The sequence below is a fragment of the Fictibacillus sp. UD genome (genome assembly GCF_043558025.1).
Classification (GTDB): Bacteria; Bacillota; Bacilli; order Bacillales; family Fictibacillaceae; genus Fictibacillus.
In genome coordinates, this window is the sequence record NZ_JARUHH010000004.1 from 18,189 (window position 1) to 40,279 (window position 22,091).

A 22,091-nucleotide genomic window follows, 5' to 3' on the forward strand; every position below is an offset into this window, starting at 1 on the left:
TTATTTCAAATAGGAAGAAGGTGCTAGGATGGAGTTAACATTTGCTCATTGGTTGTATGCATTTGTCACATTAGCTGTAATCACAACAATGCTTTTTCGTAAAGGGGTAGTCCTGCCAACCTTGCTTGGAACACTGCTTGTGGCATGGGTCTATTCAGGATCGATGATCGGCGGATTAAAAGCAGTCTTTAATGCAAACCTTGTGGCTGCAAAAGAGTTGTTTAGTATATTTCTAATTATTACGTTTATGGTGGCATTATTAAAATCATTGAAAGATCTAGGATCCGATCAAAAGATGATCGCTCCGATTCAACGGATTATGGTAAATGGACACGTTGCTTTTCTAGTTTTAATCGGAATTACTTTTGTCATTTCACTGTTCTTTTGGCCGACTCCAGCGATTCCGCTCATTTGTGCACTCCTAGTTCCTGCAGCTATTCGTGCAGGCTTGCCGGCGATGGGTGCAGCAATGGCGGTTGCAATGGCAGGACAGGGCATGGCTTTGTCTTCTGACTACATCATGCAAGTTGCCCCTATGCTTTCTGCAAAAGCAGCAGGTGTATCGACAGAAGTGGTAGCCACAAAGGCTTTTGTTATGTCTTTATTTACAGGAGTTACGGCATTAAGCATTATCTATCTCATGATTAGAAAAGATATCAAAAAGCCAAGTGAAGTAAAAAACGATATATCAGAACATGTAAGCGCATACAATTTGCAACTTGAACTTGAAACCGCATCACAAGTATCTGCTACTACAGAAAAATATATCTCGGACAAAGAGTTAAACGTTTGGAGTAAAGTGTTCGCTGTGCTTGTTCCTCTGTCAATGCTGGCGGTTATGCTGTACATGTTTTCTACTAAATTGGGTGGAAAAGCTGTCGCACTTGAGGGTGGAGACGGAGCTGCTTTTGTAGGCGGAGTAGCAATAGTATTACTTGTCTTAGCCTCACTGGCTTTTGCACGTATGCATGCACTTGATAAAATCAGCGATTATATAACAGAAGGATTTGTATTTGCGTTTCGTGCTATGGGGCCTGTAATACCGATTGCAGGATTCTTTTTCCTTGGTTCCGGTGATTTCGCAGGGGGCATTCTTTCATTAGCAGACGACGCATTGAAACCAGCGTTTTTGTTTGATCTTGTACAAGCTGCTCAAAGCACAATTCCTCAAAACGGATTTTTAACAGCGTTCGGCATTCTAATCATCGGTATCATTACAGGACTCGATGGTTCGGGCTTTTCTGGACTGCCATTAACGGGTGCGTTAGCGGGAGCTCTTCATCAAGGAACCGGAATCGATCCAACAACGTTAGCAGCCATAGGTCAGATGGGTGCGATCTGGACTGGAGGAGGAACGATTATCGCGTGGTCTTCACTAGTGGCCGTTGCAGGATTTTGTGGTGTTTCTGTTTTGGACTTGGCGCGAAAGAATTTTTTACCGGTTATAACAGGCTTATTTCTAGCAACATTCTTAGCTATACTCATTTGGTAAGAAAAAATAGTTAGAAAATTCATACAAAAGGGTTGACTTAACAAAAAGATAAGAGGTACTATAGTGTTAAAGTTGGTATACCAAATACAAAATACCAAGTGGATGTAATACAAGCATACATACCACGGTTACTATTCTAAGGAGGAGTTCCACAATGGCAGAATTATTATCTAAAGATGAGTTCCGTAAGCAATTAGAAGAAGCGATCAAAGGTAATCATAGTCAGAAAGCACCTTTTACAGAAGCTTGGGCAACAGGTAAGCTAACTCGTGAGCATTTCGCTCGCTGGGCAGAAAACCACTATCACTATGTAGGACCGTTTGCAGACTATCTGGCTTACATTTATGCAAGTACTCCAGAAAAATATACGGATGCTAAAGATTTCACTCTTCAAAATATGTATGAAGAAGAAATCGCAGCTGACAGACATACGGACTTGCTTATCCGTTTTGCAGAAACGTGCGGAACAACTCGTGAACGAGTAGAAGATCCACATAACATTGCACCAACAACGCTTGGATTGCAAAGCTGGTGCTATGCAGTAGCGATGCGTGAGAACTTTGTTGTTGCAACGGCTGCTTTAGTTGTTGGACTTGAGTCTCAAGTGCCAGACATCTATCGTAAACAAACGCCTGTTTTACGTGAAAAATATGGATTCAGTGATGAGGAGATTGAATTCTTTGATCTTCACATCGTATCCGATGAAATTCACGGTGAGCGGGGATACAAGATCGTGTTAGATTGTGCAGACACGGTTGAGCTACAGCAGCGTTGTTTAGAAGTTGTAAGAACAGGTGCAAAGATGCGCCGCATGTACATGGACGGTCTTTATAGCACATATGTTGCAAAAGACCTGGATCCAGTAAAATCGTAAACTACTAAAATAACTAGCTACCTGATAAAAGGCAGTTTCTCGCTATGAGGGAAGCTGCCATCATTTTTTATATCGAAGAAAAAGGAGAGATTCTGTATGCTGTCCACTCAAGTGAAAACGTACGACAACTATATTAACGGGCAATGGGTAAAGTCAGATACGAACAAAACATTTCAAAGCTTAAACCCTGCAAACAAAGAGGAAGTCGTGGGAAACTTTCAATCTACTTCTTCAGAAGAAGCAGTGAGAGCCATTGAAGCAGCTGCAAATGCATTTCCAGCGTGGTCTTCTCTATCCACTTCTAAAAGAGCTGCACTGCTAAATAAAGCAGCGGATCTACTAGAGAGCCGATTGAACGAAATTGCAGAAGAATTAACGAGAGAAGAAGGAAAGCCTTACAAAGCGAGTTTAGGAGAAGTAAAACGTTCCGCGGATACCCTTCGCTTTTATGCGGTTGAAGGCCAGACCTACACAGGTGAAACATTTCCGAGTGACGATCCTAAGATGAGAGTGTATACCGAAAAAGAGCCGCTCGGTGTTATTTCGGTTATAACACCTTGGAATTTTCCGCTCTCAATTCCTGCACGTAAAATCGCTCCGGCACTCGTTACAGGAAATACGGTCGTATTTAAACCTTCATCTGATACACCGCTGATTGGCTACCGTTTAGCAGAAGCCTTTCATGAAGCGGGTATTCCAGCTGGCGTATTGAATTTTGTTACAGGTTCATCGTCTGAAATTGGTGAAGTTCTTGTAAAACATCCAGCGATCAGAGCGGTAACATTTACAGGATCAACACGTGCTGGAGAAGAAATTCATCGTACGGTTTCCATGACAACACGAACACAAATGGAACTTGGAGGTAAAAATCCCCTTATTGTTATGGATGATGCTGATCTGGATGAAGCGGTCTCGTTAACAATTAATGGAGGATTTTCTCTTACTGGCCAGGCGTGTACGGGAACAAGTCGTGTTATTGTTATGCGTTCTGTAAAAGAGGCTTATTTAGAAAAACTAGTACAGCGAACAAAGGATCTAACGGTGGGGCATGGTTTTAATAACGATGCGTTCATCGGACCACTTGCTAATGAAAAACAGTTAAAGAATGTACTAAACTATATTCAGATCGGTGTCGACGAAGGGGCAGAACTTTTATGTGGCGGCGAGCACCTTACATCGTCTGAATTCGAAAAAGGGTATTATGTAAGCCCCGCGGTATTCTCGAACGTCACACCTAACATGCGAATCGCACAGGAAGAAATCTTTGGTCCAGTTGTGGCTGTTATGGAAGCAAATTCTTATGAAGAAGCGATTAATATCGCTAATGATATTGAGTATGGATTGTCTGCATCTATTGTGACAAATAACATACAGCTAGCTGAACAATTTATTAAAAACATTCAAGCTGGAACAGTTAAAGTGAACAGAACGACAACAGGAAACCTGATGAACGCACCGTTTGGAGGCTTAAAAAAATCAAGTACATCGACGTTCCGTGAGTCCGGTAGAGTAGGTCTCGAGTTTTTCACACAAACCAAGACGGTCTATGTTGGATATTAAAAGAGTAAGGGGGATAATACAATGAGAACAGCTATTAAAATCGAATTAGAAGAAGCAAAAGTTATGATAGAAGCTGCAAAACAAAAAGCGGAAGAGATCAATGTGCTTGAAACGATTGCAATTGTTGATGATGGTGGCTATGTAATTGCCCTCGAGAGAATGAACGGTGCGCGCATTACAGGTCCAGAAATTGCAATTGCAAAAGCCTTTACGGCTGCTGGACACAAGAGATCTACCCATTTGTTTAATGCTTATCCAAATGGTCCAGCACTCCCAGGAAACGAAGCTTTCGGCATTCAGCATATGCTAGGAGGAAAGTTTGCTGTATTCGTAGGTGGTTTTCCAATCGTTGTGAACGGGGAAGTAGTAGGAGGAGTTGGAATCTCAGGAGGCAATGGTGAACAAGATACGGCTGTTGGAACGGCTGCTCTTCAAGCGCTTCATGATCAATTATCAGAAACTGGACATCCAGTACTCGTTGAAGCAGATATAAAAGTATAAGAAAAAGCGGGATATTTTCTATTTATAGAGAATATCCCTCCGTTTATTTCATGTGTTTTTATGAAGCGGTCTGTTAAAAAAGGTTGGTTTTCATGCAAGGACATCTGTAAAATATTAATTTTTAAAAATCAACCGTAAGTTACTAGAAACTCATGAAAAGAAAGTAGGTGTTTTGTGTGCGGACATATTGGGAACTCTGTGTTGGGTTTGCAAGAACCGGAGTGACGGGATATGGTGGCGGCCCATCAACTATACCCTTAATTGAATATGAAGCTGTAAAAAAATACAAATGGATGACAGAAGAAGAATTTGGGGATTCACTTGCACTCGCAAATACCCTTCCTGGACCTATCGCGACAAAAATGGCAGCTTATATCGGCTATAAGATTAAAGGACCTCTTGGTGCGTTTATTGCTATCATGGCTCATATCGTTCCATCTATTATCGCTATGATAGGATTGCTAGGCGGCTTGTATGCGTTTAAAAATTCTCCAGTAGTCAAAGGCATGATTCATGGGGTTGCTCCTGTAGTTGGCGTGATGCTTGCCGTGATGGCCTATCAATTTTTTCAAAAAGGAAGACAAGGGCTCGGCAACAAATGGATGATTGGCATGTCTCTTTTTTCTCTTTGCATCATCCAGGTACTAAACCTTCACCCTGGATTCGTGATCATCTTTTTCCTCACCAGTGCTTTTGTATGGAGCACCTATAAGGAAAGTGGAAAAGTGGCATTTTGGAAAAAAAGGGTTGTTAGAAGCCGGGAGGAAGAACTATGATCTATTGGGACATTTTTTGGGCATTTTTTATATCTAACATACTCGGTTATGGTGGGGGACCTTCTACCATACCGTTGATTCAAAATGAAGTGGTCAATCAATTCAACTGGCTTACTTTAAAAGAATTTGGTGATCTTTTAGCGATGGCAAACGTGTTGCCAGGACCGATTGCAACTAAGATGGGAGCGTATATTGGCTATGAAGTAGGTGGCGTTGTGGGATTAGTTATCGCCCTGATCGCAACGGTCGCACCTTCTGCGATTGCCGTTATCATTCTGTTTGCTTTTGTTAATCATTTTAAGAATGCACCACAAGTAAAGTGGATGACCAAATCAGTTCAGCCTGTTATTGCCATTCTTCTAGGTATTTTAGCTTTTCAATTCTTTTTAACGGCCTTCGAGGATATTGGAGTTCTTCATCTGCTTATCCTTGGGCTAGGAAGTCTGCTATTGCTGGAGAAATTGAAGATTCATCCAGCACTCGTAATCGTTGCTTCCTTATTCTATGGAGGAATCTTTCTCTCGCATTGAGGTGACATAAATTGCCCTTATAAGCGATTAAGGATATAATTTGTATACCAAACAGCAAATGACAGGTGGAGTTTTATAATGCAAAATAAGTGGGCGCAAGAAGACTTATTGTCCATCCGAGAACGTGCATACCGATATTTAAAAGATATGATTTTAGACGGAGAGTATAAAGCGGGAGACCGACTCGTTGAAAGAGAGCTTGCAGAGAAACTCAGCATAAGTCGTACTCCGATTCGAGAAGCTTTATTCCGATTAGAATCACAAGGATTTGTAAAGACCGTTCCGCGTAAAGGAGTGGTCGTGGAACGCATCTCAGAAGAAGAAGTGATTGAAGTCTTCACTATTCTATCATCACTTGAAGTGCTTGCATCAAAGCTCGCTGCACAAAAAATGAGTGAAGAGACACAAGCGGAGTTTGACAAGATGATTGAAAAGCTTCAAGATTTGGAAGGGAAAACGGAAGAAGAAATATCACAGCTGCATATGGAGACAAACAAGATCATACACACAGCTGCAAAAAGTCCGAAGCTTCACGAAATTCTATCCGGATTGACCGACTATATTCGAATCTTTGCTAACTCTAGTTATGAGACGCCTGGCAGAAAAGAAGAATCGATGAGAGAACACTTAGAAATCATGAAAGCTGTTCGTAACAAAGAAGTAGAGATGGGCGAATATTTAACAAAAATCCACATTGAGAATTCAAAAAAAGCGTACATTGCTTTTTTAAATCGACTAAAAGAAAAAGAGTGAAGAGACAGCCTTACCTGTTCTCTTCACTCTTTTTTTGTAGCAACTTAGACTCCAATGACTACAGGAGACTGCAAACTTTTTAACGCTTTAACAATACTCATTGATACGATATAGCTGGATTTAGGGTTATCAGCCAGAGGTGTATTTTGTACTTTAACAGAAACCTCTCCAAAATGTCCTTTAGCGGTGATCTCATGGGAATTCCTTTCAATTGAAGGATCCACATACACCTGAACTTTCGTTTCTTCAAAACCAATCCCTGCAAGACTTAAAGCTGCGGACACATTCACACTTTCTGGAAATAGCTTTGCCGATTCTCTTGCATTGCCACTGAATACACAAACGGGTTCTGAAATGGTCGCCAAATCTACCTTTTCTTCTACAAATGTTCCATACCACGCCCTCGGAGGTTTCCTGCTGACTAATCGAACTTCATGTAGCGTATGGTTGGCTGCAGCGTGAATACGATCTAGCCCTGCAATGGCAGCTGAAGGAATAATTAATTGTTTATGAGAAGACATAGCGGCTTTTTTTAATGAGCTAAAAAGATTATCATCTGTTAGTGCACCAACCGAAACGATGATAAGATGACACCCATTTAGCAAAGCTTTTTCACCATATAGTTCTACCGAATGATGACCTGCCGCTTCAATGACTACATCTAAATTTAATCCAAAAAATACATCTTCCTTATTTGTAATAACGCATCTTTCATATGGCGGTTCTTGAACCTTTTCAGGTGAGCGCACAAGAATTCCAGCAATTTCTGCGTCCAGTTCATGTTTGCTGCCGTCAAAATAAGTAGCAAGATCCTTTCCAATCGCTCCATATCCTATTAGACCTACCCTAAGCATTGCCGCACCTCCTGTAAAAATGACTTTTCAACAAGCAAAATTGTATATTGTATACCTAAAATTATATAGTTTAAACAGCGTTAGTCAACGGAATATCAATAAATAATAAGAAAATTTAATATTGTCAGAATCTTTTTAATATGGTATATTGTATACCAAGAACATAATATAGGAGGTCAACCATATGCCCACTATTCATTACTTAACAAGTGATAAGAAATTTGAGGTACCTGAAAACTCCAATATTTTAAGAATGTCACTGCGATATGATGGCGAACTTCCAAATCGTTGCGGTGGAGGGAATTGCGGGACGTGTGTGTGTAAGATCGAAAAAGGCATTGAACATACAGATAAAATCAAACCAGTTGAGAAAAAAAAAGTAGGTGAAGAGCTGCTCGCTCAAGGCTACCGTCTTGGTTGCCAAACATTCGTGAACGGTGATGTTGAACTGAGCTGGGACAAGGAGATTACTAAAATGGTACAAAGAAGAAAAGTAGTTCCTGTACGAACACCTGTAACTGCACCTTAAAAAGGGAGGACATGCTTTATGCTGGTTTGTAAAAATCATGTCAGAAAAGCTCTTCAGATCTTAGTTTTTCCTCATATTAAAGAAGTTTCACAAAAAGCGCCGTGCTGTTTTTGCGATAAAGATGCATCTGTAAACGTCTATTATTCTCACCAATCCATAGGTTACGAGTTTAAAAAAATACACAGAAAACCCGCCTCATAGGAGACGGGTTTTATTATGCTTTGTTTTGTTAGTATTTGATAATGGACATTAAAATGTTCATTTTACGGTCAATAAGTTTTTGAACCTTTTTTGATCCATATAAGTAATTGAACATATCATTTCCCCCTGTACGTTATGGTTTTACTCAAATGATAATCACTATCACTTATGTATATTGTATACCAAAACCTGATTGTAGTCTATAAATTTACTTTAAAAGATTCAAAAAAATGTTTTGGTATACCAACTGGTTAATTATTCAGATTTTTCTGTATTCATTCTCAATTAGAAGTGTTGCGGGAAATCTGTCAGTGGCAACTGTATTCCTTTTAACTCCACAATCTTTTCCAACCTGATTCTACATGTTTCAACAATTTTCTTGTATTAGAAAAATTTCCCCTATATGATTAAGGTAGACTATTTAAGGGGCTGGGACGAATGAAGAAACGTCGATTTTTTACTATACTCGTCATTTTTGCATCTATAGCGAGTGTGGCTGGCGGTCAGATCTATTACAACAATAAATTAGAAAAAACTGTGTACGCAGCAAAGCGTGAATTAGCAGATAAACCGATCGAGACAGAGGAAAAAACAAATGAATCCGTGAAAGAAGTGGTTCATTTTAAGAATGCTCCCAAAGACATCTCAGAAAGATATAATCAAAAGAAAGCCGCTGGTGAAGTTTTTGCTTTTCATTTGATCGGTTCAACAAATACTTCTCAAGATGAGGGAACATGGGCAAAGTTTTTTACAAGCGAAATGAAGAATTTATATAAAGAAGATATCTCGATTCAAACGAGTAGTTTTGCAAAATATACAAGTACTGAGCTCATCAAAAATAAAATCTATGATGATATTACCGCAATAAAAGCTGATGTCGTTTTGATTGAACCGCCTTTATTAAATGATAATGAAGGTATCAGTATGAAGGATACTTTATATGTTCTCGGTAATATGATTGCAGATATTAGAACGACGAACCCAGAGTCGATTATTTTACTTCAACCTTCAAACCCGATTTATTCACCTGAAAAATATGCGAAGCAAATAGCTGAGTTAGAACAGTACGCTAAGGACCAAAACGTTTCCTATCTAAACCATTGGACTAGCTGGCCAAGCGTAGATTCAGAGGAAATCAAAGACTATTACGACAGCAATACCTTAATGCCTAACGAAAAAGGCCACAAGGTATGGGCAGATTATATGATTTCTCTGTTTAAATAGCAGTTAAGACTTCGGGTATCTGGGGTCTTTTTTGATTGCTAGGATATGGTATAGTTACTAAACGTACTATATTAAACAGGTGGTCTATATGAAAAAAATCTTACTGTACTGGCTTCCGGTCCTCCTTTGGATGGGTATTATCTTTTATGCCAGCTCTCAACCATATGAAAAACAAGATCTTCGTCCTACGCTCTCTGCGAATCTAGACTTGAGTATCATAGAAAATCTATTTTCATCTTTCACGTTTCATTACGCGGGTGACGAAATCAGTATACAAGCGTTAGGCGCAGCTCATTTTCTGGAGTTTTTCATACGAAAAGCGGCACACTTTTTTACGTATTTCGTATTAGGATTCCTGATTTATCGGGCGTTAAGCTATTATTTTTTAAACAACCGTTTAACGTTTATTTCATCCTGGGTCCTAACCATTCTGTATGCCATCTCTGACGAGGTGCACCAAAGCTTTACCCCGAACCGAACGCCGCATGTAGAGGATGTAATGATCGATGCTGCTGGTGGGCTGATTGGAATCACGCTAGCACGCTTCATCTACAGAAAAATTCGTACAAAAAGAATTTAGATTAGTGCTACAATAAAAGAAAAAAAGAATGCAGGTGAAAACATGCAAATGCCGATAACAATGCAATCCAGCCTAGTGACGGTTGGGAAAGAAAAGCGTTTAGAAGGTAATGTGTTTGAAATTTCATTAGACGGTTATAAGCTGTTTATTTTGGATCATCCTGTACCGGTGCAAAAAAAAGAAAACAGCTCTCCTGTTGGGAAAGCTGTTATTAAAGAAGTGACGTGGAAAGAAGACTCCACTCGACTAGTTTATGAACTTATCGATCTGCATGGTGTGAATTAAGAAGGAAGGAACTCGAGTGTGAGTTCCTTCTTTTATTTATAAGTTATCGCCTGCGATCCCATCTGCTCCCAAGCTTTCACAAAATCCTCTCGCGGCAACTTCCTGTTTTTCTCCTTATTCAACGGATCATTTACATAAACGTGTTTTTTATCAAATCCCGTAATCACGACAGAGTGTTCCTTCCACGTAATCTCAACTTGTCCTGACGGAGTATTCCATGTTCGAAATTCACTTGCAGGAAGCTTCCTGAAATCAGCATTGATGATAATCCAAACGGGTTTTCCTTTTTCCACTTCATCCAACAACTCTTCAAAAGTTCCACCGCTCAAATCTTCTATACGTTCTGGCAAGTATTCCTCAGCAAGTTCAGCTACAGGACCGTGATAAACACCATACCCCATGTTATCAAACGTATAGATGTCCCCGACAAATCCATCGTTCGGATTGCCGTAATAATAGGTTCCATTCTCGTTTTTGTAAGGTGTATCCACTTTCTTAATCTTCTTAGCAAGCTCCATTTTGTCCACATCTACACCAGCGTGCTGAAGGACCATAGCCAATGAAGTAACTTCACATCCGCGATCTAACTCAGGCTTTTGTTGAATTAAAGGAACATTATCAAGTAAGGTAACGCCATTTTCTTTGGTAACACCTGCTGCTGCACTTAACAGAGCAAGTTGACTATTTTCTTTTTGTTTTTTATTTTGTTGATAGCCTAAGAAACCTCCAAGGATAAACGCTGCAAACAAAACGATTAAAAGTTTTTTCACTTTATACTCCTTGTCTTCAAGTTACTACATATATTACCAAAATATTAGATGCTTAGCATAAATTTGAACTTATTTCATTACATAGAATAATTGTCTAAAATTTTTTAAAAATTATTATGTAATTTAAAAGGGAATAATCGAAAAGAAGAAAAAGTGAGAATCAGAATCATGGAATTTAGTAAATGAGAAAGAAATGGGAATAACAAGGTTTTAAAGTGTTTTATTATAACTTCTATTTTGCTCGAGCAATTTAAATATAAAATATAAAAAGGTTATATTCCTTCTGAATCTTTTTATAAAATAAAGGATTCATTCAACAAATAAAGATTCAAAGGTAATGAGCAACATCGCTAAAACGAGAAACGCATGTTCAAACTTGGGACGGTATAAAGCAAAAGCAAAGCGGACAAGTAAATATCAACCCCAAAATAAGGGTTGAAACGGCACCTTTTAGTTCTAATAAAAGGTATTTTTATTATCAAATTATGCAAAAAATATCCTAATTTAATGGAATGTGTATATATACAAATGGAATTTTTTAACTTATGATTGTGTTATTGTCAAATAAATAAAAAGGGTGGGTTTTGGTTGAGAAAATACTTTGCTTTGATGTCGGTTTTTGCACTATTGTTTACGTTGTTTCCAACCGTTTCGTTCGCAGCATTAGATGAGCAAGAGCTAACTGAGTATTTAGAAGAAATTAGTATGGAGCGAGGAATTGAGTTTGCAAAAGAAGATCTTGAAGATTATGTGATGGAATATTATGAAGAAGATCTTTCTTTTTTTGAAGATGTTACAGAATTAAGAGATTCACTTGGTCCTGTCATTAAAGCAGACTATAGTAATCTTGAAACAATATACGAAGATTTTGAATTAGACCAAGAATCTTTATTTACTTTACTTGAAGAAAACGGAGAAAGTATTGATAACTACATATTTGTAGATGATTTATATTTTGACGTAAGCTTTTTCTTAGGTGCTGAGGAGATGCCTGAATTCGGTGATTTATTCGCAGAATTTGGTCTGACAGAAGACGAACTTAACTCACTAATGGAACATTTAGTAGCACTAGAAGACAAACTTACTGACCCGGCAATGGAAGAACGTCTGATGGAGCTTGCAGATCGTATGATGGCTTTTGAAGATTTTGAAAGTGTTGACGAACTAACAGATGCACAAATTGCAGAGTTCTTATCAATTGCACAAGAAATGCTTGAAATTTTTGAGCTTAAAACTGAATTCTTTTTAACGAATGGTACGGATACGCACCCACTCACATTAAAAGAATTACTATTTTTAAAAGAAATGAAAACAGGTTACAAACTCATGATTAAATTATCCGATCTAAATGGTAACTTTATTTTAGATATGTTATTTACTGCTGAAATGATTGGTGCTGAGATTATCCAAGAAACAGGTAAAGATATTAAAGAAGTACCTAAAGTAGTAGATAAGATTGAAAAGATTAAGAGTTCACCAAAACAAAAACATAAAACAGTTAAGGGTGCGAAGCTTCCAAAGACAGCGTCTGATTATGGAACAAACATCATGCTAGGTTTAGGGATTGCATTAGCTGGTAGTTTTATGTTTAGACGTCTAAGACAACAATAATATGAAGAAGAAAAAAAGATTCATATTTTCAACTATTGCTATTTTAATTGTTGTTTTTGGTCTATGGTTCTCATCAACAAATGCATACAAGTTTGGTAAGGGTTACTTACTTTTTAAGATGAGGCAAGAAGAAAGAGAGCAGACTTTTGCTAAACCAGAAACTAAATCATTAGCTACTAAGGAAGTATCTGCTAAAACAGAACTATATGAAAATCGTCCTAAAGAGGGGGAAAACATTGGGGATTTGTACATCCCGAAGTTAAAAGCAGAACTGCCGATTTTCCATGGAACAAATGAAGATGAACTTGAAAAAGGTGTAGGTCATTTTGCTGATAGTGTCTTGCCAGGAGAGAAAGATAATTCTGTACTTTCCGGGCATCGTGACACAGTTTTTCGCAAACTGGGTGAAGTGAAAAAAGGTGATCTTTTAGTAGTAACTACTGATGCTGGAGAATTCACGTATAAAGTAAAACAAGTCAGAATCGTTGATAAGGATGACCGTACGGTAATTGTTCCTAAGCCGCGGGCAACCTTAACGGTGAGCACATGCTACCCTTTTAATTTTGTAGGGGCAGCACCAGAAAGATACGTTCTTGTGGCGTTTCTTGTAAACTCAAAAATTTCCTATTAAAAAAGGGATGGCTCAGCAGAAGGAACTGTAACTAAAAAATTAAACAAATTTTATGAACTGTACTCGTAAAGTAAAACTTTAACCGGCTTCAGCTCTATATTCGATAGAGCTGAGGCCTTTCATAATTATAGAAGTGAATATACTCATGCATCGCTAGAGACAAATCTTCAAATTTCTCATACTTATGTAAATAATACTTTTCGTACTTGTGGGGTTCCTCAGAAGGATCCCATTGGGCCAGTATCTATACATCTGCCAGTATCTATACATCTACCACACGTGGAAGTGTATAGTATTAATGTAAACATAGCTCACAATTTAGCACATACATTTCCGCCACATTTTGGGGAGAGAGCGATTCAATGTATCTTCTTTTTGAATCACGGACTATATATCTGCAACTCCTATCAGCCCACCTGAAAAGCTTTATGCCTAACGCCTACATAAAACTGCATATTTATTCTATATTTTAGGAGGATATTGTCGATATATAAAGAAATGAAGTATTAAGATTAGTAAAAGGAGGAAGAAATGGAAAATAAACAGTTGGTAAAACACTTGGTCATGACTTCGACTTTTGCTGGGGCCTTTTTAGCTGCGCCTTTGATAGGTGAAGCTGCCCTTGGAGATCAAACATTAAAGCAAGGAATTACGCATCAGGATGTAAAAGAGCTGCAAAATCTTCTAAAGAATAAAGGATATTTCAAGGACCAGGAAACAACTACGTATTTTGGTCCTGTAACACAAAAAGCCGTCATGGACTTTCAAAAAGCAAACGGTCTAATAGTTGATGGAATTGTCGGGAAACAAACATACAGCAAACTGCTTCAAAAATCATTGCAAGACGAAAAACCAGCTGCTTCAGAAGGTGCAAAAAAACCAGCTGCACCGACAGCCGTATTAAAGCTAAATTCGACAGGTAAGGAAGTACAGAAGCTGCAGGAAGATTTGAAGTTCCTCGGGTTTTTCACGTTCTATAAAACAACGGATTTTTACGGAACGATCACAGCTGAAGCGGTGCGGAAGTTTCAAATCAGTCAAAAGCTAAAAGCAACAGGGGTAGCGGATGCAACAACAATAGACAGAATTCAAAAGCAAGTCGCAGCTAAAAGAAATCCTTCGACACCATCGCCATCACCAGCACCTTCTCAGCCTAAACCAAATCCGTCAACACCATCACCTCCGCAAACAGATGCTGTTCAGTTGAAGTTCGGTAGTAAAGGACCAGAAGTGATTCAGCTCCAAACACGACTGAAAAATCTAGGCTATTTTACATATCCGATGATTACGGATTACTTTGGAACTGTAACCGAAGAAAGTGTTGAGAAGTTTCAAAAAGCAAACGGTCTTCCTGTAACAGGTATTGTGACAACTTCAGTATTAAATAAGATGTCTGAAGTTGAAAAAAATCAAGTGCAAAAACCTGTTAAGTCTCGTGATCAGATCACCATAAGTGTAATTGCTAATGCCTCAGAGTTAATGGGAGTACCTTATCAATGGGGAGGAACGACTACTAACGGATTTGATTGCAGTGGCTTCATCCAGTATATTTATGCAAAAGAAGGCGTTCAGCTCCCGAGAACTACTGCTCAAATGTGGAACTCGACTACAGCTGTAAAAGAACCAGCAGTAGGAGATCTTGTATTTTTTGAAACGTATACAACGGGACCTTCACATCTAGGGATTTATATTGGCAACAATCAGTTTGTACATAGTGGATCGAGTACAGGTGTAACAGTAAGCAATCTCAGTCTGCCTTATTGGCAAAATATTTACCTTGGCTCAAAACGGGTAAACTATTAAACTATAAAGGAAACCTTCTGAGCCTATTCAGAAGGTTTTTACATTATCAGGAATCTATCATGAGTATATCAGTCATATGTTGCCAATTATTTTGTTATAATAAACAAGTGTTTAAATGTGACGTAAATTTGTGATGAAAAGGAGAAATGTTTTGAAAAAGATATATACAATGTTAATGTTGGCCGTCTTATGTATGGGAGTATTGAGTGCGTGCTCAGAGCCGCCTAAGCCTGAGGATACGTTAAAAAAGTACTTAAGTCATTGGCAGAAAAAAGAATATAAGAGCATGTATAAGATGCTTGATGAAGAATCCAAAAAGAAAATTTCAGAAAAGGATTTCGTGAAGCGCTATACAGATATTTATAGTGGAATAGAAGCTAGCAAACTAGAAATCAAAATGCAGAAGCAAAAGGAAGATAAAGAGGAAGAAGAAAGTGAGAAAGTAAGTCTGCCATATACCGTTAAGATGGAAACTCTCGCGGGACCAATCGAATATACACACGATATGAATATGCAGCTTCAGAAGAAAAATGATTCTGAAGCGTGGGCGATGGAATGGAATACGTCACACATCTTCCCTGACATGGAAAAGGGAGACCGGATTTCCGCTTCATCAATCACACCGAAAAGAGGTCAAATTCTGGACAGTGAAGGGAATCCGCTGGCATTTAACGGAACAGCAGCGGAAATAATTATTGTTCCAGAAAAGCTGCCTGCAGAAAAAGTCAAAACGCTGGACCCATTGTCTAAACTATTGGGAATGACAACAGAAGAAATTCAGGCAAAACTGGATCAGCCATGGGTGCAGCCTCATCATGGTGTGCCGATTAAGAAGCTTGAACTCGAAGACCCTAAAGTAAAAGCTGCCATCGCACTTGAAGGGGTTGATTTTCAAAAGAAAGAAACTCGTCTTTATCCTTTAAAAGAAGCAGCCGCACACTTGACGGGCTACATTGCGCCAATAAGCGCTGAAAAACTTGAGAAGCTAAAAGGAAAAGGTTACTCAGCTCAAGATTGGATAGGTGAGGCGGGTCTTGAGCAGGTTTACGAGGAGCAGCTGAGAGGGACCAGCGGCGGAACCATCAAGATCCTGGACAGTGAAAAACAGGAAAAGTCGATACTTGCACAAAAAGAGGTTCAGAACGGGAAGGATGTGAAAACGACCATCAGCAGCAAGGTGCAGCTCTCCATCTATAATCAGTTAAAAGGAGATGTTGGTACGTCATCTGCCATCCATCCAAAAACGGGTGACGTTCTTGCGTTAGTGAATAGTCCGTCCTATGACCCGAATCAATATACATTAGGTTTATCAAAGGAACTCTATCAAAAATGGAAGAACGATCCGATCAATCCGAAGCTGAACCGTTTCAAATATGTGTACGCACCAGGTTCAACGCTTAAACCTCTCACCGCGGCAATCGGACTTGAAAACGGGACACTAAACCCAGCTGAGGAAATGAAGGTTAAAGGGAAGACATGGCAGAAGGATAAAGCATGGGGCGATTACAAGGTGACACGTGTAACGGATGTGCCAAGCGTGAACCTTGAAAAAGCGCTCATCTATTCAGATAACATTTACTTTGCTCAAGCAGCTCTCAAGCTTGGGGAAGATAAATTTACAGAAGGGTTAAAGAAATTCGGATTTGGAGAAGAGCTTCCTGTATCTTTCCCATTCACTAACTCTTCTATAGGAAATGGAGACGGGATGAGCCAGGGGCAGCTCGCTGACAGCGGATTCGGACAAGGAAAGGTTCAAATGAGTGCGCTGCATGTGGCACTATCCTATACACCTTTCCTAAATGAAGGGAACTTGTTGGTGCCAAGACTAGATCAGGCGAAAGAGGCCGCTGTTTGGAAAGAAAACGTGATTTCACCTGAGACAGCGAAATTGGTAAGTGCTGATCTAGTCCAGGTTGTGGCAAATCGAAATGGAACAGCCCATAAAGATGCCTATATGAAGGATCTGCCGCTTGCAGGTAAAACCGGAACGGCTGAGCTTAAAGCTGCGGGAGAAGATAAAGGTAAAGAGCTTGGCTGGTTTGTAGGCTATAATACACAAAATCCATCACTCTTAATTTCCATGATGATTGAGGATGTAGAAGACCGAAACGGTAGCCATTATGTAACGCCGAAAGTGAAAAATGTTTTTGTAGAAACTCTTAAATAATCTTCCTAAAACCTCCTATTATGGGAGGTTTTATTTTATACTAATATTATTGTAATAAATGTAAACGGAAGGGTGGTTTATGTTAAAAGCTTTTTAGGTATTCCTAGTTTAATTGTTTAAGATAATCCATTTAAGGAGCAAATTAATGAAAAAGATAGCATTATATTTACTCGTTATTACTTTTTTCTTTTCACAGATTAGTTTTGTGCAGGCTGATTCAGCGAAAGAAGAAGTAATTATTGTTTTTAACGAAAAAGTTAATGAAGAGATTATAGCTGAAAACGGAGGGAAAGTTAAACATACGTTTAAATACCTACCTATGGTTACGGCGAGCGTCCCTGCACATAAACTTAATACATTAGAGAGCAATCCTGCTATTAAATTTATACAGGTTAATAAAAAAGTTCAAGCAGAAGGTCAAGTAACCGATTGGGGCATCAGTAAGATCGTTGCTCAAAGAGCGTGGAGCTCAAGTTTTACGGGAAAAGGGATCAAAATTGCCATTTTAGATACAGGGATTTCACCACATAATGACTTATCCATTTCTGGCGGAGTCTCTTTCAAATCTTATACTAAGTCTTATTATGATGATAATGGCCACGGTACTCATATGGCTGGAATTATTGGAGCGAAAAATAACGGATACGGTTCTGTCGGGGTTGCTCCGGATGCGCTTCTTTATGCTGTAAAAGTACTTGATAAAGAAGGAAAAGGGGAAATTGATACTCTTATTAAAGGAATAGAATGGTCTATTACTAATAAGATGAATATCATCAACCTTAGTCTTTCACTTGAAGAACAAGTAGATTCTCCAGCTTTAAGACAAGTATTAGAAAAAGCATACAATAGCGGGATATTAATTGTTGGAGCTGCTGGTAATCATGGTAAATCGACTGGAAGCGGAGATACTGTTGAATTCCCTGCCCGATACAATACAGTTATTGCAGCATCCGCTATAGATTCTAGTAATAAACGTTTGTCTAACTCAGCGACAGGTTCAGCGATCGAGGTTACTGCGCCTGGTGCAAATGTCTACAGCACTTACTCTAATCCAAAGGATGGCTATGCAAGATTAAGCGGAACTTCTGTTGCGTCTTCCTTTGTCTCTGGAAATCTCGCACTTTTAAAAGAACGCTACCCAGGGTTATCAAATTCTGCGATTCGCGCTAAACTGCAGCACCTTACCCTTGATGTAGGTGCAGGCGGAAAAGATTCCATCTTTGGATATGGGTTAATACAAGCTCCTTCCAATAAAGGTAAGGTTCAAAGACTAGCTGGTAAAAATAGATTTGTAGTTGCAGTTAATGTAGCTGAACAAGGATTCGCTTCCGATCCTGGGAGTAATAAAGTGATACTGGCAAACTACAATGCATTTGCAGATGCTCTAGCCGCATCTCCACTGGCATATAAACATAATGCTCCTATTTTATTAACGCAATCAGATCGATTAACAGCTGAAACTAAAGCAGAAATTATGAAATTGAACCCCGAAGAAGTGATTATTGTCGGCGGGACAGGCAGTGTATCAAATGCGGTATATAGCGAAGTCGACGGATTAATAAAAGACGTGAGAAGAATAGCTGGGAAAGACCGTTTTGAGGTTTCGTCCAACATTGCAAAAGAGCTAAACGAAGCGACTACGGCTATTGTCGCTAACGGGCTGAATTTTCCGGATGCGCTTGCCATTGCTCCATATGCGGCAAGACAAAAGTATCCCATACTGCTAACAGTTCCTACTAGATTGCCCGATGAAACAAAAGCAGCACTAAATGGCATTCAAAACACAATCGTTGTGGGTGGACCTGCAAGCGTAGGTACAGATGTCTATAACAAATTACCTAATCCAAAAAGAATTGGCGGGAAAGATCGATTCGAAGTTTCGACAAATATTATAAGAGAGCTTAATCTTCCGACAGAGCGAGCATACCTAGCAACTGGCTTAACATTTGCAGATGCTTTGACAGGCTCAGTACTTGCAGCAAAGAATAATGCTCCTTTATTACTAACAGGAAAAGATAGATTGCCAGCGAGTGTCTCGACAATCGTAAAAGAAAAGAAGATTTATGATTTTACGATTTTAGGCGGGACAGGATCTGTCGCAGATAGCATTCACACCACACTTGAAAACCAATAAATATTAACAAAAGACGACATTATTTAGCATTATGTTACAAAGATTACGTAAAAAGAGTCGGATATGTAATAAACATGTAATAATATACCATGGATAAATATGCTACCATTGTCTTAGGGCGATGGGGACAAGCAAAAGGTAGAATAATACAATACATATCCGATTTTTTTCTATATAAATCAAACTAATCTACTAAAACAACTTGAACCCAATTGGTTAGCTTTAAAAAATCAATTGGAGGTACTATCATGAAAAAGAAAGTTATGTCATTAGCTATAGCAGCAGGAGTATTATTTTCTTCTGGAGAATTAGTTCATGCTTCACTAGGTGATGATATTATCAATACTGGTGATAACTATTTAGGAACACCTTATAGATATGGATCCGCATTCGGAAACACAAGTACATTTGATTGCTCTTCATTTACATCATACGTTTTCTCCAGACATGGAATCACGCTGCCAAGAACAAGCAGCGGACAAGCTTCAGTAGGAACAGCAGTATCAAAAGCAAATTTACAAAAAGGTGATCTCGTTTTTTACGATACAGATTTTAACGGTTCCATCAATCATGTTGGGATCTATGCAGGAAATGGCCAGATGTTAAATGCACAATCAAAGGGTGTTATGTTCACAGATGCTTTCTCCCGTTATTACTGGGGTGCACGTTATGTAACAGCAAGACGTGTTATTAATGACAAAGCTACAGCGGCAAAAGTAGTGGCAGCAGCACCAAAACCAACTGTTGTATATAACGCTTCTGGAACTGCAGTGACTTCTGGAACTGTACATAAAGTACAAAGAGGAGACACACTTTGGGGAATCAGCAGAAAATATAATACGACAGTAGCTAACCTTCAAAAGCTTAACTTATTAAAATCTACTTCAATTAAAGTAGGTCAGACTTTAAAAGTTAGCGGACAAGCACAAGCTCCTGTTGCAGCTAAAAAGGCCACACCTGCAGCACCTAAAGTTGCCTCATCTACTGCAGCTGTTTATACAGTAAAACCTGGAAATACTCTTTATGGAATCAGTAAGAGCCAGAGTATTTCAGTAAAGCAGCTGATGGAAAGCAATAACTTAAAGTCTTCTACAATTTATCCTGGACAAAAACTTGTAATAACAAAATAAATTCCTAAAAACAGCCCTCTCGGGGGTTGTTTTTTATTTTTTTTAAGAAGTTTCAGGCTTTATGTTCAAATAGAGATTTTTTTACAACTCAAAATAAAAAATAGTGATACAATAGATTCTTGAATTACACTTGTTTTATTGTTAAAAGTTAATACTTTTGGAGGAATTTGAGTGAATAATGCATTATTTGCTTTTTTGCATAGAAGTATCTTTTTAATTTTTATCCTCGTTACAGCAATAATAGTAGGATTAAATATTTTTTTTAGCAGAGGTTATCATTCGGCAAGCCAGCTGACACCGCCATATTTTAATGTTATAACCCTAATCGTAGCCATACTGCTTTTAGGTTTAATTTATAAGTTTGGCAATCCAATTTTAAACTTCCTAAAGAGAATACCTATTAAATATGCTGTACCTGCCTTATTGGCTGCCAGTGTTTATCTGCAGCTAATGATAGTGGAATTATTAAGTGTAAATCCTTCTTGGGATTTTGGAGAAGTGGTTAAAAATGCGGGAATTGTCCTTGAAGGCGGAGAGCTGAGTGATTATTTTACTAAATATCCAAATAATATTTTTCTCGTTTGTCTTTTAGCGGTTATTGGAAGTATTTTTACACCAGATTTAGAAATCTTTCAATACTTTAATGTATTTGTAATTACATTAAGCCATTATTTAATTTTTAGAATTACTTATAAGGTAGCAGGACATTCTGTAGGTTTAATTAGTTTATTAGTGAGTGTATTCTATTTTCCATATATCTTTTATGCACCTATCGTTTATACGGATACAATTTCCCTGCTCTTTTTATTGATTCCTTTAAATTTATTGATAAGAAAAGATGGAACTTTTAAGAGCCATATTCTAACTATCATTGCTGCATCCATTATATTTTCACTAGGCATGCTATTAAAAGGGTCGTTAATTATTTTTGTTATTGCATTCAGTATAGTCTTATTTTTGTACTTAAAAAAATGGAAAAAGATATTGTTTCTAGTTCCGTTCCTTACACTCTTCCTATTAAATTCATTATTTAACTTATTTATATATGAGAATGGAATCATTGATAAGCAAAAAGTTGAAAAATATAGTTTTCCAGTTACTCATTGGTTAATGATGGGGCAAAACGAAGAGCGATTTGGAAAATATGCAGCTGAAGATGTGATTCTGACAGACAAACTTCTAAAAACAACTACAAAAAATCATGTAAAAGAAGTTCACATAAATGAGCTGAAGAAAAGAATAAAGGAAAAAGGCTTGAAAGGGAACATCCAGTATACCATGGAAAAGCTCAGTCACACATGGACCGATGGCACCTTCTACTCTTTAAATAAGCTGCAAAGACAGCCAGAACATCCAGAAAACTATGCGAAGCTGATGGATTTTAATTCTGGACATCTTATTCAAGGTTTTGCACGTTTACAGCATATCTTAATCCTGGCTGGAATTATATTATTTGCTTTTCGAACAAAAGAGAGAAATGAATTTTTCATATTCTCGCTCTTGTCAGTTATAGGATTTTTCTTCTTTTTTATTTTGTGGGAAGCTAGATCAAGATATCTTGTCAGTGTAACACCATTGCTCATTATGATAAGTTGTGTCGGATACTCTCTACTACTTAAACAGGCACAGTCAAGAATGCGGAATGTTACCATAAGTGAGAAAAAGGAAATAGAAGCTTAGGGGATA

General features: G+C 38.3%; 21 protein-coding genes. 18 read left to right on the forward strand and 3 right to left on the reverse strand.

Annotation, left to right across the window (positions count from 1 at the left end; genetic code table 11):
* Positions 1-28: 28 nt before the first annotated feature.
* The 7 genes from P8610_RS08200 to P8610_RS08230 all read left to right on the forward strand — a co-directional run bounded on the left by P8610_RS08200 (position 29) and on the right by P8610_RS08230 (position 6,486).
* Positions 29-1,492, forward strand: coding sequence for a hypothetical protein (locus P8610_RS08200; protein WP_394603933.1), 1,464 nt, complete (start codon positions 29-31; stop codon positions 1,490-1,492).
* A gap of 154 nt (positions 1,493-1,646) precedes the next feature.
* On the forward strand, positions 1,647-2,366 hold the full coding sequence (locus P8610_RS08205; RefSeq protein ID WP_289494346.1) for a TenA family transcriptional regulator: 720 nt from the start codon (positions 1,647-1,649) through the stop codon (positions 2,364-2,366).
* A gap of 96 nt (positions 2,367-2,462) precedes the next feature.
* The gene (locus P8610_RS08210) at positions 2,463-3,926 is read left to right on the forward strand and encodes an aldehyde dehydrogenase family protein (RefSeq protein WP_394603934.1); all 1,464 of its coding nucleotides are present in this window, start codon (positions 2,463-2,465) and stop codon (positions 3,924-3,926) included.
* 21 nt (positions 3,927-3,947) lie between these two features.
* The gene (locus tag P8610_RS08215) at positions 3,948-4,427 is read left to right on the forward strand and encodes a GlcG/HbpS family heme-binding protein (protein ID WP_289494348.1); all 480 of its coding nucleotides are present in this window, start codon (positions 3,948-3,950) and stop codon (positions 4,425-4,427) included.
* Positions 4,428-4,603: 176 nt separating this feature from the next.
* Positions 4,604-5,203, forward strand: coding sequence for a chromate transporter (locus tag P8610_RS08220; protein ID WP_394603935.1), 600 nt, complete (start codon positions 4,604-4,606; stop codon positions 5,201-5,203).
* On the forward strand, positions 5,200-5,733 hold the full coding sequence (locus P8610_RS08225; RefSeq protein ID WP_394603936.1) for a chromate transporter: 534 nt from the start codon (positions 5,200-5,202) through the stop codon (positions 5,731-5,733). Before P8610_RS08220 ends, P8610_RS08225 begins: the two co-directional genes overlap by 4 nt.
* A 78-nt stretch (positions 5,734-5,811) precedes the next feature.
* Positions 5,812-6,486, forward strand: a complete 675-nt coding sequence (locus P8610_RS08230) for a GntR family transcriptional regulator (RefSeq protein WP_394603937.1) — start codon at positions 5,812-5,814, stop codon at positions 6,484-6,486.
* Positions 6,487-6,530: 44 nt separating this feature from the next.
* Here the strand turns inward: P8610_RS08230 and P8610_RS08235 are convergent, their stop codons facing one another.
* Positions 6,531-7,340: an aspartate dehydrogenase gene (locus P8610_RS08235; RefSeq protein WP_394603938.1), complete on the reverse strand. Its 810-nt coding sequence runs from the start codon at positions 7,338-7,340 to the stop codon at positions 6,531-6,533.
* Positions 7,341-7,524: 184 nt separating this feature from the next.
* On the opposite strand from P8610_RS08235, the gene P8610_RS08240 reads away from it, so the two are divergent.
* The 4 genes from P8610_RS08240 (at position 7,525) to P8610_RS08255 (ending at position 10,159) form a co-directional block, all read left to right on the forward strand.
* Positions 7,525-7,869 carry a 2Fe-2S iron-sulfur cluster-binding protein gene (locus tag P8610_RS08240; RefSeq protein ID WP_394603939.1) on the forward strand — a complete coding sequence of 115 codons (345 nt, stop codon included), beginning with the start codon at positions 7,525-7,527 and terminating at the stop codon, positions 7,867-7,869.
* 639 nt (positions 7,870-8,508) lie between these two features.
* Entirely contained in the window at positions 8,509-9,294 is a 786-nt protein-coding gene (locus P8610_RS08245) for an SGNH/GDSL hydrolase family protein (protein WP_394603940.1), read from the forward strand.
* An 88-nt stretch (positions 9,295-9,382) separates the two neighbouring features.
* On the forward strand, positions 9,383-9,874 hold the full coding sequence (locus P8610_RS08250; protein ID WP_394603941.1) for a VanZ family protein: 492 nt from the start codon (positions 9,383-9,385) through the stop codon (positions 9,872-9,874).
* A 48-nt stretch (positions 9,875-9,922) separates the two neighbouring features.
* Positions 9,923-10,159, forward strand: a complete 237-nt coding sequence (locus P8610_RS08255) for a DUF2584 family protein (RefSeq protein ID WP_394603942.1) — start codon at positions 9,923-9,925, stop codon at positions 10,157-10,159.
* A gap of 32 nt (positions 10,160-10,191) precedes the next feature.
* Here P8610_RS08255 and P8610_RS08260 read toward each other — a convergent pair whose 3' ends face one another.
* Entirely contained in the window at positions 10,192-10,929 is a 738-nt protein-coding gene (locus P8610_RS08260) for a C39 family peptidase (protein ID WP_394603943.1), read from the reverse strand.
* A gap of 588 nt (positions 10,930-11,517) precedes the next feature.
* On the opposite strand from P8610_RS08260, the gene P8610_RS08265 reads away from it, so the two are divergent.
* Entirely contained in the window at positions 11,518-12,540 is a 1,023-nt protein-coding gene (locus tag P8610_RS08265; RefSeq protein ID WP_394603944.1) for a processed acidic surface protein, read from the forward strand.
* Position 12,541: 1 nt separating this feature from the next.
* Positions 12,542-13,171: a class D sortase gene (locus tag P8610_RS08270; protein WP_394603945.1), complete on the forward strand. Its 630-nt coding sequence runs from the start codon at positions 12,542-12,544 to the stop codon at positions 13,169-13,171.
* Positions 13,172-13,265: 94 nt separating this feature from the next.
* On the opposite strand, the gene P8610_RS08275 is transcribed toward P8610_RS08270, so the two are convergent.
* Positions 13,266-13,415: an IS3 family transposase gene (locus P8610_RS08275; RefSeq protein WP_394604233.1), complete on the reverse strand. Its 150-nt coding sequence runs from the start codon at positions 13,413-13,415 to the stop codon at positions 13,266-13,268.
* Between the two features lie 287 nt (positions 13,416-13,702).
* On the opposite strand from P8610_RS08275, the gene P8610_RS08280 reads away from it, so the two are divergent.
* The 5 genes from P8610_RS08280 (at position 13,703) to P8610_RS08300 (ending at position 22,085) form a co-directional block, all read left to right on the forward strand.
* The gene (locus tag P8610_RS08280; RefSeq protein WP_394603946.1) at positions 13,703-14,974 is read left to right on the forward strand and encodes a peptidoglycan-binding protein; all 1,272 of its coding nucleotides are present in this window, start codon (positions 13,703-13,705) and stop codon (positions 14,972-14,974) included.
* Between the two features lie 151 nt (positions 14,975-15,125).
* Entirely contained in the window at positions 15,126-17,141 is a 2,016-nt protein-coding gene (locus P8610_RS08285; RefSeq protein WP_394603947.1) for a penicillin-binding transpeptidase domain-containing protein, read from the forward strand.
* 145 nt (positions 17,142-17,286) lie between these two features.
* The gene (locus tag P8610_RS08290; protein WP_394603948.1) at positions 17,287-19,275 is read left to right on the forward strand and encodes a cell wall-binding repeat-containing protein; all 1,989 of its coding nucleotides are present in this window, start codon (positions 17,287-17,289) and stop codon (positions 19,273-19,275) included.
* Between the two features lie 248 nt (positions 19,276-19,523).
* Complete coding sequence (locus P8610_RS08295) at positions 19,524-20,405, forward strand: LysM peptidoglycan-binding domain-containing protein (RefSeq protein ID WP_394603949.1); 882 nt, start codon at positions 19,524-19,526, stop codon at positions 20,403-20,405.
* 171 nt (positions 20,406-20,576) lie between these two features.
* Entirely contained in the window at positions 20,577-22,085 is a 1,509-nt protein-coding gene (locus P8610_RS08300) for a hypothetical protein (RefSeq protein WP_394603950.1), read from the forward strand.
* Positions 22,086-22,091 lie beyond the last annotated feature (6 nt).